General features: G+C 68.7%; 11 protein-coding genes and 1 pseudogene. 4 read left to right on the plus strand and 8 right to left on the minus strand.

Annotated features, from left to right (window positions below; translation table 11 throughout):
• Positions 1 to 1,548: 1,548 nt before the first annotated feature.
• On the plus strand, positions 1,549 to 1,857 hold the full coding sequence (locus HWX08_RS09985; RefSeq protein WP_174922701.1) for a DUF4148 domain-containing protein: 309 nt from the start codon (positions 1,549 to 1,551) through the stop codon (positions 1,855 to 1,857).
• A 148-nt stretch (positions 1,858 to 2,005) separates the two neighbouring features.
• Here the strand turns inward: HWX08_RS09985 and HWX08_RS34335 are convergent.
• Positions 2,006 to 2,236: pseudogene (locus HWX08_RS34335) on the minus strand (hypothetical protein); the annotation flags it as partial.
• A gap of 332 nt (positions 2,237 to 2,568) precedes the next feature.
• Between HWX08_RS34335 and HWX08_RS09990 the strand changes: the two are divergent.
• From HWX08_RS09990 to HWX08_RS10000, 3 genes are all read left to right on the plus strand, one after another.
• Positions 2,569 to 3,825 carry a putative Na+/H+ antiporter gene (locus HWX08_RS09990; protein WP_174922702.1) on the plus strand — a complete coding sequence of 419 codons (1,257 nt, stop codon included), beginning with the start codon at positions 2,569 to 2,571 and terminating at the stop codon, positions 3,823 to 3,825.
• Positions 3,826 to 4,353: 528 nt separating this feature from the next.
• A complete protein-coding gene (locus HWX08_RS09995) occupies positions 4,354 to 5,592 on the plus strand; it encodes a dicarboxylate/amino acid:cation symporter (protein WP_208454947.1) in 1,239 nt (412 codons plus the stop codon).
• A 113-nt stretch (positions 5,593 to 5,705) separates the two neighbouring features.
• Positions 5,706 to 6,722, plus strand: a complete 1,017-nt coding sequence (locus HWX08_RS10000) for a glycoside hydrolase family protein (protein ID WP_174922703.1) — start codon at positions 5,706 to 5,708, stop codon at positions 6,720 to 6,722.
• Here HWX08_RS10000 and HWX08_RS10005 read toward each other — a convergent pair.
• Genes HWX08_RS10005 through HWX08_RS10035 form a run of 7 tightly spaced genes read right to left on the minus strand, consistent with a single transcriptional unit; the run spans position 6,696 to position 15,430 of the window.
• Complete coding sequence (locus tag HWX08_RS10005; protein ID WP_174922704.1) at positions 6,696 to 7,760, minus strand: hypothetical protein; 1,065 nt, start codon at positions 7,758 to 7,760, stop codon at positions 6,696 to 6,698. The two genes, HWX08_RS10000 and HWX08_RS10005, sit on opposite strands and share 27 nt — an antisense overlap.
• Positions 7,750 to 9,048: a polysaccharide biosynthesis protein gene (locus HWX08_RS10010; RefSeq protein WP_174922705.1), complete on the minus strand. Its 1,299-nt coding sequence runs from the start codon at positions 9,046 to 9,048 to the stop codon at positions 7,750 to 7,752. Before HWX08_RS10010 ends, HWX08_RS10005 begins: the two co-directional genes overlap by 11 nt.
• Positions 9,045 to 10,208 (minus strand): polysaccharide pyruvyl transferase family protein, encoded by a 1,164-nt coding sequence (locus HWX08_RS10015; RefSeq protein ID WP_174922706.1) that lies wholly within the window; start codon positions 10,206 to 10,208, stop codon positions 9,045 to 9,047. The genes HWX08_RS10010 and HWX08_RS10015 overlap by 4 nt, the downstream gene beginning before the upstream one ends.
• Entirely contained in the window at positions 10,205 to 11,416 is a 1,212-nt protein-coding gene (locus tag HWX08_RS10020; protein WP_174922707.1) for a glycosyltransferase family 4 protein, read from the minus strand. The genes HWX08_RS10015 and HWX08_RS10020 overlap by 4 nt, the downstream gene beginning before the upstream one ends.
• Positions 11,413 to 13,695 (minus strand): polysaccharide biosynthesis tyrosine autokinase, encoded by a 2,283-nt coding sequence (locus HWX08_RS10025; RefSeq protein WP_174922708.1) that lies wholly within the window; start codon positions 13,693 to 13,695, stop codon positions 11,413 to 11,415. Before HWX08_RS10025 ends, HWX08_RS10020 begins: the two co-directional genes overlap by 4 nt.
• The gene (locus HWX08_RS10030; RefSeq protein WP_174922709.1) at positions 13,692 to 14,198 is read right to left on the minus strand and encodes a low molecular weight protein-tyrosine-phosphatase; all 507 of its coding nucleotides are present in this window, start codon (positions 14,196 to 14,198) and stop codon (positions 13,692 to 13,694) included. Before HWX08_RS10030 ends, HWX08_RS10025 begins: the two co-directional genes overlap by 4 nt.
• On the minus strand, positions 14,195 to 15,430 hold the full coding sequence (locus HWX08_RS10035) for a polysaccharide biosynthesis/export family protein (protein WP_174922710.1): 1,236 nt from the start codon (positions 15,428 to 15,430) through the stop codon (positions 14,195 to 14,197). Before HWX08_RS10035 ends, HWX08_RS10030 begins: the two co-directional genes overlap by 4 nt.

The following is a 15,430-nucleotide window of genomic DNA, read 5'->3' on the forward strand; positions in this document are numbered from 1 at the left end:
AAAAGATGTAAACACACGTGTGCTTCCACAGAAAGACGAACCCCATAAACCGCTACCAATGGGAGCCGTCTATGGTGAGGTCAGCGTCTCAGCGCATCGATTCAGGCCTGAAAGCAGGGCGCTCGCCCAGCGTTTACCAACGGCTCCAGGCCCGACAAGGGTCTCGAAGAAGGTGAGCACCTACTCACATCGACTCGAAACGTAGAAACCTATGGGAGAAAAACGGGAAGAAATGCCCATTTCACGTTACAGGTTCCCGTCTATGGGATCGAAAATCCCGCTCCATCACCTCGCGAGCACCTGCTATCGACCGGCAAAAACCGAGCGACGCCCGGAAACGCAGATCTCCGTGGTCTCGTTCACAGCAGTCTGAAATCATCCGCGACTGCCCGTGAAGGGTTTTTTGCACTCAGGCTTCCGCTGTCTGTGGACATGTTTTTCCGATGGCTTGCTCCGCGTGCTACTCGTCAAATTTAGCCTGCAGCCTGTGCACAGAAGAAATCGCCGCGGCTGACTCACCGCCCAGGACCTTCCAACTTTCTACCTTTGGCGTAACGAACGGACGATCAATGCTGTGCCTCCCGATGGCAAGGAGAGGTCCAGGGCGGGCTTTCCGGAAATGAACCGGCCCCCCGGAGCCATTTGCATACGTCGCCCGCTCCTGGGTCGATCTGGTGCGCGACGCGAACCAACGTGAGGAGGTACGCGACCGCAAAGCTCACCGCCATCGAATTCGAGAGACGATCCCGAACATTCTCACCTTCCGGCATTTCCGGTCCCCGTAAAAGCTCACCGACCCGACGCGGCCACAGGTATCGGCATGCTGTGCGGCTTGAGACACGCGCCAGGGAGCCCGGCAGCCCAAGCCTCGAAATGAAAAATCTGTGATGCGCGAGCGTCGCGTGACGCGTCCCCGAGCCAAATCGGACGGATCACAAACGTTGCCGCGCGATCGCAATCCGACGTGCCACGATTTCCAGACGAGCGCGGCGACATGGGATTCTGTTCTGTTCGCATACTCGTGATGAGATTCCGGTCGATATCCTCACCGCACGCAACACGTCCACGCTTTTCGTCTTACGAACCGTGCGACGCCAACTCTTCCCCACGCAGGTGACCCGCCGCATCACAGCCCAACGATTGGTTGCCGGATCGCATGTTGCGCGCTGTGACGATGCAATCACGTTTGTGTTGATTGCCGTGGAACCGAATCGTGGTCGTTTATGGGAGGAACCGTCGCTCGAACTGCAGCAACGGACAACATGATTCACAGGTCGACTGCTTTTGCCTCCGTCGCAATGAGTCGGATGAGGGGCGCACGATCCGCCGACACCCAACACACGGTTTCCGTTTCGCCAGTGACGCGCGAGCGGCATCCCCGGTTTCTCCCATACGTGTATCCCCAACGCCATTGCCACGTTGACGCCACATTTTTCACGGCGCGGTTATGATGCACAGGTCCCGAACGCGGCATGACACCCGGTCGGGGCAGGGGCGGTATTTCGATGGTTGTTCAATCCGTGATAAACCAGAAAAGAGAGTTCAGCGATGCGAATCCAGATCAGAAAACTCACGCTGGCTGCTACTGCAGCCGCGTTCCTGTTCGGCTCGGCAGTTCCCGTGTTTGCACAGACCGAAGCCAGCGCGCCCGCCGCACAGGACGCCAAGGCAGCGAAGAGCCAGGCACGCAAGGCGGCCAGGGCCCAACACAAGGCAGAACGCAAGGCTGCGCGTGCGAAGAACAACGCCGAGCTGAAGAAACTCGAAGACGCTGGTTACAAGCCGGCGGCCAATGATCCGAACTATCCGCAGAACCTGCAGAACGCGGAGAAGAAGGCGGCCGGCGCCAGTCAGTAAGCGTCGTCCGACAGCAAGCCGCGACTCGGTCCGCGGCTTGCTGCGTGCGTCGCGGTTCCGCGACGCACATCGAAAACCGCATTCCAGATATCGACGAAGGCAATACGCAATTCACATACCGGCGTTATTTGTTTCGTATTCCTTCATGTCATGACGCGCATGGCAAGCACGACCGGCACATGGAAGCGGTCAATTGTGCCCGCGCAGCGCCACTGCATTCCCTTGCCTTCAGCCATTCCTTGAACGTCCGCATTGCGTCGTCGTTCGCGCGTGCCGAGGCCACGTACATAAAGTAACGCCACGGCGGCAATGCCGGTTCGCCGAACGGCGGCTGCACGAGCCAACCTTCGGCGATGTCGTCCGCGAAGAGTGCCGAGGGAACCTATATTGCCGGCGACAGCAGATGCGACCGGACCAGCGAGCCCGCCGAGCGCGCTCGGCGAGCCGAACGGGCTTCCGCCCAAACTACGGGAAGCACCGCCATTCGGCGCAAAATTCCTTGTCCTTCCTGCGTCGACAACTGAATCCAGCCGACGAATCGCAACGCGCCCGCATGAGACGGTAGTATCGGACTGGTCCGATTTAATGACGTCAGTGCGCACGATACGCTTTGAGTGTCCATAAACGGCCGGTCGTTGCGCTCGCCGGTTCTTCGTCCGTCACCTTTGCCCCACCGGCCCGGCTGCTCGCCGGCTCATCCAGGAATCCGCCATGCCCCACACCGTCGAACTAGCCGGCGCGATCATCTTCGGTCTCGCGCTGCTCCACACCTTCTTCGCGAAGCGCTTCGAAGTGCTCGCGCATCGCCATCCGCGCCACGCGGGCCTGTTCCATTTCCTCGGTGAAGTCGAAGTCGTGTTCGGCTTCTGGGCGCTCGTGCTGCTGATCGCGATGACGGCGCTGGCAGGCCCGAAGCTCGCGCTCGACTATGCGGAATCGCGCGAATTCACCGAGCCGCTGTTCGTGTTCACGATCATGGTGATCGCGGCGAGCAAGCCGATCCTCGACGCGGTCACCGGCATCGTGCTGCGCATCGCGCGCATGCTGCCGGTCGACACCGGCGTGGCCGTCGTGTGGCTGTCGCTCGCGCTGATTCCGCTGCTCGGCTCGTTCATCACCGAGCCGGCCGCGATGACGCTCGCCGCGCTGATCCTGCGCGACCGGCTGTTCGGCGCGCCCGTCAAGGAGCACTGGAAGTACCTCGCGCTCGGCGTGCTGTTCGTCAACGTGTCGATCGGCGGCACGCTCACCGCGTATGCGGCGCCGCCGGTGCTGATGGTCGCGTCCGCGTGGGGCTGGGACAGCGCGTTCATGGCTGCGCAGTTCGGCTGGAAGGCGCTCGTCGCGGTGCTGATCAACGCGAGCGTGCTGACCGTGCTGATGCGCGGCGCACTGGCCGCCGCGCCCGCGCCGGCCGCGCAGCCGGACGCCGTGCGCGTGCCGGTGGGCGTCACGCTGATTCATGTCGGCTTCCTGGTCGGCGTCGTGCTGAGCGCGCACCATCCGGTGATCTTCGTCGGTCTGCTGCTGTTCTTCCTCGGCTTCACGCACGCGTACGAGCGCTACCAGTCGCCGCTGATGCTGCGCGAGAGCCTGCTCGTCGCATTCTTCCTCGGCGGCCTCGTGGTGCTCGGCGGCCTGCAGCAGTGGTGGCTTCAGCCGATCGTCGCGTCGATGGACGCGTACGCGCTCTATGCCGGCGCGCTCGGCTTGACGGCGGTGATGGACAACGCGGCGATCACCTATCTCGGCTCGCTGATCGCCGGCATCCCGGACGAAGCGAAGTACATGCTCGTGGCGGGCGCGGTCGCGGGCGGCGGGCTGACCGTGATCGCCAACGCGCCGAACCCGGCCGGGCTCGCGATCGTGCGCAAAGGCTTCCACGACGAATCGGTGAGCGTCGGCGGGTTGCTGGCCGCGGCGATCGGGCCGACGATCGTCGCGACGGCCGCGTTGCTGCTGCTCTGAGCGGCGACGCCGATCGAATATCGGACCGGGCTGATTCACTTCGCCGGTCCGCTACGGAACAATGGCGACATCGGCGGCAGGGTGGGCCGTCGGTGTGGTGATCCGGTCGGGCCGCCCGGTATCGGGCGGCCCGTTTTTTCTCCGGACCGCCGGATCGCCGGATCGCCGGACCGCACGAACGTGCAAGCGTGAATGTCCTGTGGCGACCGGTGGGCACGGTCGCAAACCGATTTCATATCGACGGGTGTTCGGAAAATTCACGCTGCCAGATGCGAGCACAGGGCATTCACGCTTGCGCGTTCGACGTTCAGGGCTGCTTTCCACTGCGACGATCGCCGGTCGCGTCTACTCCCCTTCTTGTCCTCGTCGCGATTTCGCCGGCCGGTTGATCGACCGCACACGAGAATAGGCCTGGTCCTACTGCCAGATCGCCTGCGGGTCCGCACAATGAATCGGACGATCAACCCGGCGCCGCGGTTTCGTGAGCGACGCGCACGAACCGCCGGTACCCCGCCAGAAGGAGACTCCATGAACAAGATGCGTACCCTGTCCGTGCTGCCGCGCCTCGCGATGTGGCAGCAGATCCTGCTGGCGATGCTGCTCGGCGCCGCCGTCGGTCATTTCGCCGGCGAGCCGGCCATGCTGCTGCAGCCGCTCGGCGACATTTTCATTTCGTTGATCAGGATGTGCGTGATTCCGGTCGTGTTCGTGTCCCTCGTGTGCGGGATCACGTCGTTGTCGGATCTCGCCGCGATGCGCCGGATCGCGTGGAAGTCGATCGCGGTATACGCGGTGCTGATGGCGTGCGCCGCGATGCTCGCGATGGCCGCGGCGACGCTGGCCGGCGTCGGCAAGGGTTTCAGCCTGCCTGCCGGCATCGACGCCGCGCAGCTCGGCACGACCGCGTCGCTGAAGGACGCGCTGATGGCCGCGATCCCGTCGAACCCGTTCAAGGCGTTTGCCGATGGCGCACTGCTGCCGACGATCGTGTTCGCCGTATTCTTCGGACTCGCGATCAACCTGTCCGGCGAGCGCGGCGCACCGGTGCGCGCGTTCTTCGACAGCCTGTCGGCGGTCGTGTTCCGGCTCATCGGCATGGTGCTGAAGTTCGCGCCGGTCGGCGTGTTCGGTCTGATCGCGTACGTGACGGCGGATCACGGCTTCTCCGCGCTGGGTCATCTCGGCTCGCTGGTAGCGGTCAACTACGTCGTGCTGCTGGTCGTGATGATCGTGTTCAGCAGCCTGCTGCTGGCGCTGCGCGGGCTCAAGCCGTGGCCGTTCCTGCGCAAGATGGTGCCGGTGCAACTGTTCGCGTACTCGTCGGCCAGCAGCGCCGCCACGCTCCCGCTCAACCTCGAAACCTGCCGCACGCGCCTGGGCGTCGACAGCCGCATCGCGAGCTTCGTGCTGCCGCTCGGCTCGACGATCAACATGGCGGGCCTCGCGGTCTATCTCGGCACGGTGGCGATCTTCGCGAGCCATGCGTACGGCATTGAATTGTCGGCGGGGCAGATGGCGATGGTCGTCGTGACGACGACGCTCGCATCGATCGGCGCGGCAGGCGTGCCGGGCGCGGCGCTCGTCGTGATGAGCCTCGTGCTGGCGTCGGTCGGGCTGCCGATCGAGGTGATCGTCGTGATCGCAGCGGTCGACCGGCTGATCGACATGGCGTGCACGGCCGCGAACGTGACGGGCGACACCGTGGCGGCCGTGCTGGTCGCGCGGGCGGAAGGCGCGCTCGATATCGAGCAATACAACCGGGCATAGAACGCTGCTGCCCGTGACAGGTCGAACCGGCGACGTTTTCGCGACGCGCCGGTTCTTTTGTTTTTCGGCTGTCGTGCGTGCATCGGCACGCCGCGCTTCATGAGAGCCCTTCCATGCATATCGTCTTTCGCTATCCGCTGATCGTCGCGCTCGCGTTGACGGCCGGCTACGCCGGCGCACGCGATCGCGCGCCGTGGCCCGCGCCGGTACACGATGGCGCGCCGCTCGTCGGCGTGCAGGTCAAACTGCAGTCCTTTACGGCGGACGACGCGCAACGCATCCGGCATGCGGGTTTCGGTTTCGTGCGGATGGGCGTGTGGACCGACCGGCTGGCGCAGCCCGCGTATCGCGCGACAGTCGACGCGGCAGTCGCGACCGCGCATGCCGCGCATCTGCCGGTGCTGCTGACCATTCGCGCGCTCGAACCGCTCGCACCGCGCGATGCGCCGCCCGACCGGCGTGCGGCCTTGCTCGCCGAAGCGGGCGCGAGCATGGCCGGCACGGTGATGCGGCTTGCCGACGCGTACCGCGCGCGGCTGTTGGCGATCGAGCTGTGGAACGAGCCCGATCTCGCCAAATACTGGCCGACCGGGGATGTCGACACGACGTTCGCGCCGTTCATGAAGGCTGTCTGCGCGCGTTTCGGCGCCCGCCGCCCGAACGTGCCCGTCATCGGCTTCGCGTTCTCGCGGGCGCCTTTTGCGGGGTCGGCGCCGGATCGGCTGCTGGAGCCGCTGGCGTCGTCGCTGGCTGGATGCGTCGACGCGATCTCGTATCACGCGTACGGGATGACGCCCGCGCAGATTCGCGCGGCGGCGCAGGACGTGCGGGCGCGTTACGGCCTGCCGGTCGCCATCACCGAGGACGGCGCAACGTCGGCCGGCGTCGACGGCGACAGGCGTCAGGTGCAGCGCCTGACGACGCTGTTGCGCGCATCGGGCGAGCTGGAAACGCCGCTGATCTCGATCTACGAATGGGCCGATACGCCGAACGGGCCGGACGCCGCGCAGCGAAACTACGGCCTCGTCCGCGCGGATCGCACGGCCAAGCCGGCGCTCGACGCGGTGGAGCAGGCGCTGCGCGCCGGGCAGCCGCACGCGCGCTCAGGCCGGCCGAACGGCGGCGGCTGACGCACGGGCCGTACGCAGCGGCCACAGCACCGCGACGAACAGCGCGACGCTCGACAGATGCCGCGTGTAGCTGCCGAGATCGGGTTCGAACAGCATCGACACGGCGATATGGCCAAGCACCAGGCAGGCAAGCGCCTCGCCCCCGAGCAGCGACGCGGTGCCCGCGCCGGCCGTCGGCGCGACACGCGGCCACGCCGACGCGAGCACGAACGCGATGAAGCCCTGCATCGCGACCCCTTTCACGTCGAACGAGAACAGGATCGGCAGGTTGAGCCGCACCACCGAGTACGCATAGTTGCCGACGAAGTGCACGAACGAATCGGGCGGATACGGGTTGTAGAAGCTCGTCCGCGCACCGAACGGCGATTCGTAGACGAGATAGTCGACCGCCATGTCGCGCGGATGCTGGAGCAGGAAGTAGACGGCATCCGGCAGCGCGATCAATGCCGCGCCGAGCAGCAGGAGCCCGATGACCTTCAGGAGCACGGGAACCCGGCGAAACGCCCATGCACCGCCCGCGCACAGCACGATCAGCACGAAATAGCTGCGGATGAACGCGGCGTAGCCCGCATAGAGCACGACCGCGGCCGCGAGCGTGCGCACCGTGCCGCAGCGGCGCGCGACCCACGCCAGCAGCACGGCGATCAGCACGACGAGCGTGTCCTTGCTCGCGACGAACAGGTTGAAGAACAGGCACGGTGCGATCAGCACGAGGTTCGCGCACAGCGAGCCCGCGCGGCGGGTCTGCCGTAGCGCGAGCCAGATGAACAGCACGCCGAGCGCGGCGACGAACACGCTCGTGCCCCCATTGCCGAGCGTCTGATAGAAGCGGCCGACCGCATCGAACGACGTGCCGTCGTAGGTTGCACCGCCGCCGATCTGCGTCTCGATCTTGTCGGCGTCGCGGAAGATGAACTCGGGCAGCAGCGCGCGCGCGTTCGCATAGACCGCGAGATACAGCAGCGCGACACACGCGGCGATCGCATCGACCAGCCGCCGGCTCAGCAGCGGCCCGCTCGCCATCAGGCTACGCAGCATCGGCGGCTCCCGGTTCGGCTTCCGTTTCGGCGCCCGCGGTGCGGGCAAGCCCGGGCGCGACGATCCAGATGAGCGCGGCGGCGATCGCGACGCTCGCGGCGAGATGCGCGCACGCCGCGCCGAGCGCGCCGAGGCCGCGGACGAAGCCGATCGACACCGGCAGGCACGCGAGCGTCAGCCCGGCCATCGCGACGGCGACCCGGCGGCCCGCGCGCATCGCGACGGCCGCCGCCCACAGCACGTCCGCGAGCGCGCGCAGCACGAACGACATCAAGAGGATCGCGAGGCCGGCAGTCTGCAGCGTATCGGCGGGTTCGTGCGCGAGCCGGAACAACGGCCCGTGCAGCGCGGCGATCGCGACGGCCGTCGCGGCCGTCAGCGCGAACGACGCGCCGATCGAGCGCACGAGCTCGCGTCGAAACGCGCCGGGCGCCGCATCGCGTGCGCGCACCAGGCGCGGCGCGGCGACCGCGACGACGGTTGCCGCCGCAACGGTCTGGATCGCATTCGCGATCGACCAGACGAACACGTAGCGGCCAAGTTCGGCGGCCGGCAGCACGCCGGCCGCGGCGAAGCGTTCGAGATATTGCAGGACCGACATCAGCAGCAACGCGACGAAGAACGGCAGCCCGTCCAGCCAGACGCCCGACAGGCCGCGCGCCGCGGGCGCCCCGGCGGGCGTCCGCGGCGCCGGCAGCGCGCGCGCGACGCGCATGATGACGAGCCAGCCCGCCGCGACGACCGCGACGTCGGCGGCCAGCCAGAGCGCGAACAGCGCGTCGATCGATCCGATCGCGCCGGCCGCCAGCGCCGCGATCGCGACGCCGGCCCAGGCGCCGGTCCGGACGAACAGCAACCAGGACGCGGCACGCGCGCGATGCAGCGAAAACAGATAGGTGTTGACCTCCAGCGCCGCGTGTTCGGCGCAGGCGATCAGCGCGACGAGCGCGAGCGGCAGATTCGGCAGCGTCGCGACATGCAGCATGCCGGCCGCCCAGCCCGGAACTGCGAGCGGCGCGCAGAGCGCCGCATACACGATGCCGTAGAGCGCGAACAGGCGCACGGCGGTTCGGATCGCATCGGCCGGCGTGTCGCCCGACAGCCGCCGGTTCAGCTCGGTGCTGAAGCCGAGCCCGAGCACCTTCGACGCGACGACCGATGCCGCGACGGCGAAGCCGTAGGCGGCGACGGCGTCGAAGCCGAGCGTGCGCGCGACGACGATCGTCAACGCGAACTTCATCGCGAGCGAGCCGACGCGCAGCCCGAGCCGGGACCCGAGCGCCTTCATCGGGCGCAGGGCCGGTAGACGGCGTGGTGCAGCGCCGCGACGAGCGTGTCGCGCGCCGACTGCAGGCGCGCGAGGCCGCCGCGCGTCGCGTCGCGGAAGCGTTCGAGCGCGCCGGGGGCGAGCAGGGTTTGCGCGACGGCCGCTGCGTCGAAATCCGCCGCGTTCGCAACCCAGTCCGCGACGCCGAGATCGGCATAGGCGCCGAAGCCCTTGCGTTCGTAGCTCAGGTGGTACGCGGGCACGCCGTGCAGGATCGATTCGAGCGCGCCGTGCAGGCGCACCGACACGACGGCGTCGGGCGTGTCGTGCGCGAGCACGTCCTTGAGCGAATGCACGGCGTCGATGCCGAGCGAGCGGTAATACGCGCTGTCGTCGTTGCCGCGGCCGGTGCTCTGGACTGCGAAGGTCAGCCGGCACGTGGTGCACAGCCGCTCGATCAGTGCGCCGGTCGACGCGTGGTAGCGCGTGCGTTGCGCGGCGCTCCACGCCGGCGGCTTGCGCAGCACGATCGCGACGTGTTCGGGCGCCGCGTCGGGCGCGGGGCGGCGCGCCACGAACCCCGCGCGGCCGCGTCCGAATTCGAGCACCGCGAGATCCGGCGTGCGCCGCGTGTTCGCGTTGCCCGCCAGGAACGCGGCCGACCGGTCGTCGCGCACGAACACGTCGTCGAACGACGCGAGCATCGTGCGCATGTGCGCGGCGAGCCACGACCGGCTCGCGGCGGGCCCGATGCTTTGCGGCAGATAGACGGTCGGCTTGCGCGCGGCGCGCGCGAGCCGCATCTGCAGCAGGTGGCCGGCCTCGAGCTTCAGCGCTTCGGTCGCGCTGCGCGCACGCAGGTAGCCGCCGCCGACGCCGACGATCAGGTCGACGCGGCTCAGCAGGTCGCGCAGCGCGCCGAGCGACGGATTGAGCACGAGCGGCAGCGGTGCCGCGCTCGCCTGCGCGATGCGCGCCGCGCCGCGCACCGCCAGCACGGGGGCCGGATAGACGTCGGGCAGGTGCGAGAACGACGCCGGATCGGCCGCGACGACGGAGACCCGCACGTGCGGGCCGAACGCGTCGCGCAGCAGGCCGATCGACAGGTCGACGAGCAGGCCGTCGCCGGAATTGCGCGTGCTGTACGCATGCAGCAGCGCGACATGAACGGGCTTGTTCATCGAGCGGGTTCCTCGAGCAGGTTCTGGTAGACGGCGAGCGTGCGTTCGACCATCGCGTCCGCCGAGTAATGGCGGGCGGCGAGCACGCACCGCCGGCGCATGTCCGCGAGTTGCGGGGGGCAATCGGCGAGGCGCGCCACCGCGTCGGCGAATGCGCCGGGGCGGTCGTCGTTGTCGACGGTCAGCCCGACGTGGTAGCCGTCCACCAGTTCGGTCGCGCCGGCGACGCGGGTCGCGACGATCGGCACGTGCGCGGCGACGGCTTCGATGCAGACGTACGGAAAGCCTTCGTAACGGCTCGGCAGCGCGAACGCGTCGAACGCCGAGAAGTAGCGGCGCGCGTTGTCGATCCGCCCCGCGACGCGCAGGTTCAGTGGAAGGTCGTTCGCTTCGGCGCCGGCCGCCCGATTGAAGTCGCCAGAGCCGATCGCGACGATCTGCAGCCGGTCGTCGTAGCGCGCGGCGAGCGCGCGCGCGATGCGCACCAGCCGGTCGACGCCCTTCTGCGCGTCGAAGCGGCCGACGAAGCCGACCACGAACGCGTCGTCGGCCACGCCGAGCACGGCCCGCGCGGCGGCGCGCGGCAGCAGTGCCGGCGGCGTCACGCCGTTCGCGATCGTGCGGATGCGTTCGCGGGCGATGCCGAGCGCATGCAGATGCTCGGCTTCATCCCCGGAGACGGCGATTACCGCATCCGAGCGGCGATTGCCGAGCCAGCGCTCGATGCCGCCGTAGAGCCAGCGTTTCGCGGCGGACAGCGTCGGGTTCAGCGTGTAGACCGCATGCGGCGTGTACACCTGTTTCCACGGGCCGGTGCACAGGCGCGCGAGCGCGCCGGCCTTCGAGCTGTGGCTGTGGACGACGTCCGGCTCCATCGCGTTCAGCAGCCGGTGCAGCGCGCGCGCGGCGCCGGCGTCGTGCAGGCCGACCGAACGGCGGAACGGCAGCCGATGGAACGATGCGCAGTGAATCAGCGCGTCGGCCAGGATCGCGTCGTCGAAACGTGCGCCGAGCGGCGCGATCAGGTGGATCTCGACGTTCGCGCGGGTCTTGAGGCCGGCGATCAGGTCGACGAGGTGGACGGCGACGCCGCCGCCGGCCGCCTCGACCACCATCGCGATGCGCAGCGGCGGGCCGCTGCGGTCGGGTCGGCGAACGGGGATGTCGGCGTGTCCGGCGCCGTGAAGATCGGTGTCGGCGAAGGTCATTTCGCGCTCCCCGTCAGGCGGCGCAGCGCCGCGCGCCAGCCGCGCGCGGACGCGTCGTCGGATTCGTTCGCATAGCGGTACTCGGTATAGCGATAGCCGCCGTATTTCGTGCCGTACGCGCACCGGCCGCCACGCGGGTCGATGCCGTTCAGCACGACCCGCGGCGCCGCGCTGCCGCGGCCCGCGAGACGCTTCGCGGTCTCGACCAGTTCGCCGGCCTTGGTACGGCCGGCGCGCACGACCAGCAGGATCGCGTTCGCATGCGTGCCGAGCCAGCTTGCGTCGGCGGCGGCGAGCACCGGCGGCGCGTCGATCACGACCGTGTCGTAGTGCGTGCGCCATTGCGCGAGCAGCGTGCCGAGGCTGGCCTGCTGCAGCAGCGCGGCGGGGGCGTGTGGCACCGTGCCCGTCGAGATGAAGTCGAGATTCGGTGCGACCGCGCGATGCACGACGCCGTCGGGCGCGGCGTGTCCCGCGAGCGCATCGGCGAAGCCGTGATCGCGCGCGACGCCGAACACCTGGTGCAGATGGCCCTTGCGCAGATCGCCGTCGATCAGCAGCACGCGCTTGCCGTCCGCCGCCTGCACGGCCGCGAAGTTCGCCGCGACGAACGACTTGCCCGCGCCGGGCACCGGGCCCGTGATCAGCACGACCGCATGTTCTTCGTGCGCGAGCGAGAAATGCAGTGCGGTCTGCAGGCTGCGCAAGCTCTCGATCGCCGGCTCGTACGGTTCGGCGAGCGCGAGCAGCGACGGGCCGCCTTCCCCGCGCGCGATTGCGCGCGTCACCGCGCGCTGGCCGTTGGCCGACGGCACCACGGCCAGCACGGGCAACCCGGCGTGCCGTTCGATCTCGTCGATGCCTTCCAGGCCGCCATAGAGGAAGTCGCGGGCAAACGCGACGAGCATGCCGAGCGCGAGCCCGACGAGCGCGGCGACGCCGATCACGACCGGCCGGTTCGGCCGCACGGGATCGTCCGGCACGATGGCCATGTCGACGACGCGCACGTTGCCGGTCTTGCCGGCCTTCACGAGTTCGAGCTGCTGAATGTTGTTCAGCAGTGCCGTGTAGAGATCGGTTCCGACTTTCACGTCGAGTTGCGCGCGCACTTCGTCGCGCTGCCGTTCGGGCAGCCGCGCGATGTTCGTGTCGAGCTTGCCTTGCTGGCGCCGCAGCGTGTCGAGTTGCGCATCGATCGCGGCCATGTCGGGATGCGACGGCAGGAAGCGTCGCGACAGTTCGTCGCGTTTCTGCTGGAGTTCGAGCACGCGCGCCTGCACGTCCACGCTCTGCTGCAGCGCGAGCTTGCCTTCCTCGGCGAGATCGATCGAATGGCCGCTGCTGCGCAGCGTCGCATAGCGCTGCTCGGCCTGTTCGAGCTGGCGCTTCACGATCGGCAGCTGCTCCTGCAGGAACGCGAGCGAGCGGGCGGCTTCCCCCGACCGGCGTTCGACGTTCTGTTCGACATAGCGGTTCGCGATCGCGTTGAGCGTCGCGCTGATCGCGGCCGGATCGTCGCCGCGCAGCGTCGCGACGAGCACGCCGGACTGCTTGATCTTCTCCTGCACGTCGAGCGCCGTGCGCAGCGCATCGATCGTGTCGGCCCGGCCGTTACGAATCAGGCGGAAGCGGGTGCCGGGCAGCGCGTCGAAGCCGGCGACCTCGATGGACAGCGGGCCGTAGCGCGTGGCGAACGTTTCCGCGCGACCGATGCGGCCGATCGCGTCGTCGGCCAGATCCGGGCCCGACAGCCGGTAGCGCTGCGCGTCGATCCGCGTCAGGCTGAACGTGTCGCCTTCGGCGCGCCGCGGCACGTCGAAGCGCGTGACGTTCGCGCTTTCCTGGCCCCACGCGTAGCCGCCGATGCCGAGCAGGCCCGGCTGCACCGCGCCGTCGTTGAAGCGCGACACGAAATCGCCGATCAGCGGAAAGCGCTTCGGTCTGGCGACGATGTAGCTGCGCAGGTCGTCCACCGCGCGCGTCACCACGAGCCGTGACGACAGGATCTGCGCCTCGGCCGACGCCGGCGCGTTGACGTTGAAGAACGACGCGGCGTCGCCGAGCAGGTTTTTCGCCGCGGTGTCGCCGCCGTCGTCGGTCTGGATCATCAGGTCGGCCTGATAGGTCGGCGGCGCGAGAAACGCGTACAGCGCACCGATGCCGATGCCGGCGGCGGTCAGCGCGGCGATCGTCCAGCGCATGCCGCCGAGCACGTCGAGCGCGTGAATGAGGTCGAACTCGCTTTCGGCGGCGGGTTCGCGGGAAGGCGGTGCGGTCATGATGTCGTTGAAGAGGAGAGGTCGGCCGGCCGGTCGGGCCAGCGCGCGAGGATGAGCGGACGCCAGCCCTCGACGGCGGCGGAGATCAGCGATGCGCAGTGCACGAAGGTGTCGCGCGTGCCGCGATAGGGATCGGGAACGTCGAAGCCGGCGCGCGTGGCGCCGGGCGCGAGCGCGTGCTCGCCGAGGCGGAACACGCGGCCGCGCGCGAACAGGTGCCGCGATTCGAGATCGCGCTGCTGCGCGCGGTCCATCACGAGGATCAGGTCGGCATCCCGGCACAGGTCGACCGTGACGGAGCCGGCCACATGGGCGTCGAGATCGAGCCCGAGCTCGCGCGCGACGTCGCGCGCGAGCGGATCGGCCGGATGCCCGACGCGCGCGGCGAGGCCGGCGGAGCGGACCGTCGCGTGCGGCAGCCGCGCGGCCAGCAGCGCGGCCGCGATCGGGCTGCGGCAAAGATTGCCTTCGCACAGGACGAGCAGGGACGGGCGCGCGCTCATTTGGTCGCGATCGCCGCGGCGGCGCCGGTGTTGACGCTCGGCAGCAGCAGCGCGAGCACGCGGCTGAAGCGCACGAGGCCGTTGCCGTCGACGTAGACGATGTCCTTGGGTTCCAGCTCGAACTCGTTCGCGAGCACCATCGCGACAGGCGAGCGCGCGTCGAGATGGAACACGGTCGGCGTGCCGTGCTTGCTGCCGCGGATCACGAACATCTGCGCGGCGTCCGCGGTGTTCGAATTGATGCTGCCGGCTTGCAGCAGCGCATCGCTGAGCGTGAGGCGGCCGTTGCGCTTCGGCAGCGCGAGCAGCGGGCGGTTGACTTCGCCCATCACGTAGACGCCGTTGTCGTCGCGCGCGGCGATCTTCAGCAGATCCCCGGCGCGCAACATGATGTCGGCCGGATTGCGATGCGCGCGGATCATGCCGGCGAGATCGATGCGAACCGGCACGCCGTCGCGGATCAGCGTAACGTCGCTCTGGTCGGCCGCGGGCGTGAAGCCGCCCGCGCGGGACAGCGCGTCGGCGAGCGTCATCGGCACGTCGTTGACGGCCAGCGCGCCCGGCGTATGCACTTCGCCGTCCACGTAGACCTGCTGCGAACGGTACGATGCGACCCGCAGCGTCACCTGCGGATCGCGATACACGCGCGCGAGCGCCTGCGCGACGCGCGCCTGCGAATCGGCGGCGGTCAGGCCGGCGACCTTCAACTGGCCGGCATACGGAAACGTCAGGTTGCCGCGATCGTCGACGACGAACCCGGCCACCGGATCGGCCGCGCGCGGCGGCGACTGCTGCGATCCGGGCTGCGCGGCGGCGAGTTCGGGGTGATCCCACACGGTGATCTGCAGCACGTCGCCGGGCCCGATCCGGTAGGACGACGCGCGCGACGGAGCCGGGGCGGCGAGCGTCGCGAGCGCCGCTGCGTCCATGGCGCGCTGATGCTGGATCAGCGACGGGTCGATGCGCACGATGGGCACGGGCAGGCTCGCGGGCGAAACGTTCGCCGACGGCGACGACGCGGCGGGCGATGCCGGCGCGTTCGCGGCCGCGACGGCCGCGTCGGCATCCGATGCAGGGGCGGCCCGCAGGCTCTGGACGAATGGATGATCCATCCGCATGCCCGGCGCGAGCGCGCATGCGGACAACAGCGTACCGGCCGCCGTCGCGAGCGCGAGGCCGCGCATGACGCGCCAGCATTCACCGGCTCGTGTCGGGGCGTTCGAGGTATTCAT

It is taken from the genome of Burkholderia metallica (genome assembly GCF_902832845.1).
Taxonomy (GTDB): domain Bacteria; phylum Pseudomonadota; class Gammaproteobacteria; order Burkholderiales; family Burkholderiaceae; genus Burkholderia; species Burkholderia metallica.

Excerpts from the sequence above, each read along its gene's own strand:
- HWX08_RS10025 (WP_174922708.1), bottom strand. The coding sequence starts at position 13,695 with ATGACCGCACCGCCTTCCCGCGAACCCGCCGCCGAAAGCGAGTTCGAC.
- HWX08_RS10000 (WP_174922703.1), top strand. The coding sequence starts at position 5,706 with ATGCATATCGTCTTTCGCTATCCGCTGATCGTCGCGCTCGCGTTGACG.
- HWX08_RS09990 (WP_174922702.1), top strand. The coding sequence starts at position 2,569 with ATGCCCCACACCGTCGAACTAGCCGGCGCGATCATCTTCGGTCTCGCG.
- HWX08_RS10005 (WP_174922704.1), bottom strand. The coding sequence starts at position 7,760 with ATGCTGCGTAGCCTGATGGCGAGCGGGCCGCTGCTGAGCCGGCGGCTG.
- HWX08_RS10035 (WP_174922710.1), bottom strand. The coding sequence starts at position 15,430 with ATGAATACCTCGAACGCCCCGACACGAGCCGGTGAATGCTGGCGCGTC.
- HWX08_RS09995 (WP_208454947.1), top strand. The coding sequence starts at position 4,354 with ATGAACAAGATGCGTACCCTGTCCGTGCTGCCGCGCCTCGCGATGTGG.
- HWX08_RS10020 (WP_174922707.1), bottom strand. The coding sequence starts at position 11,416 with ATGACCTTCGCCGACACCGATCTTCACGGCGCCGGACACGCCGACATC.
- HWX08_RS10010 (WP_174922705.1), bottom strand. The coding sequence starts at position 9,048 with ATGAAGGCGCTCGGGTCCCGGCTCGGGCTGCGCGTCGGCTCGCTCGCG.
- HWX08_RS10030 (WP_174922709.1), bottom strand. The coding sequence starts at position 14,198 with ATGAGCGCGCGCCCGTCCCTGCTCGTCCTGTGCGAAGGCAATCTTTGC.
- HWX08_RS10015 (WP_174922706.1), bottom strand. The coding sequence starts at position 10,208 with ATGAACAAGCCCGTTCATGTCGCGCTGCTGCATGCGTACAGCACGCGC.
- HWX08_RS09985 (WP_174922701.1), top strand. The coding sequence starts at position 1,549 with ATGCGAATCCAGATCAGAAAACTCACGCTGGCTGCTACTGCAGCCGCG.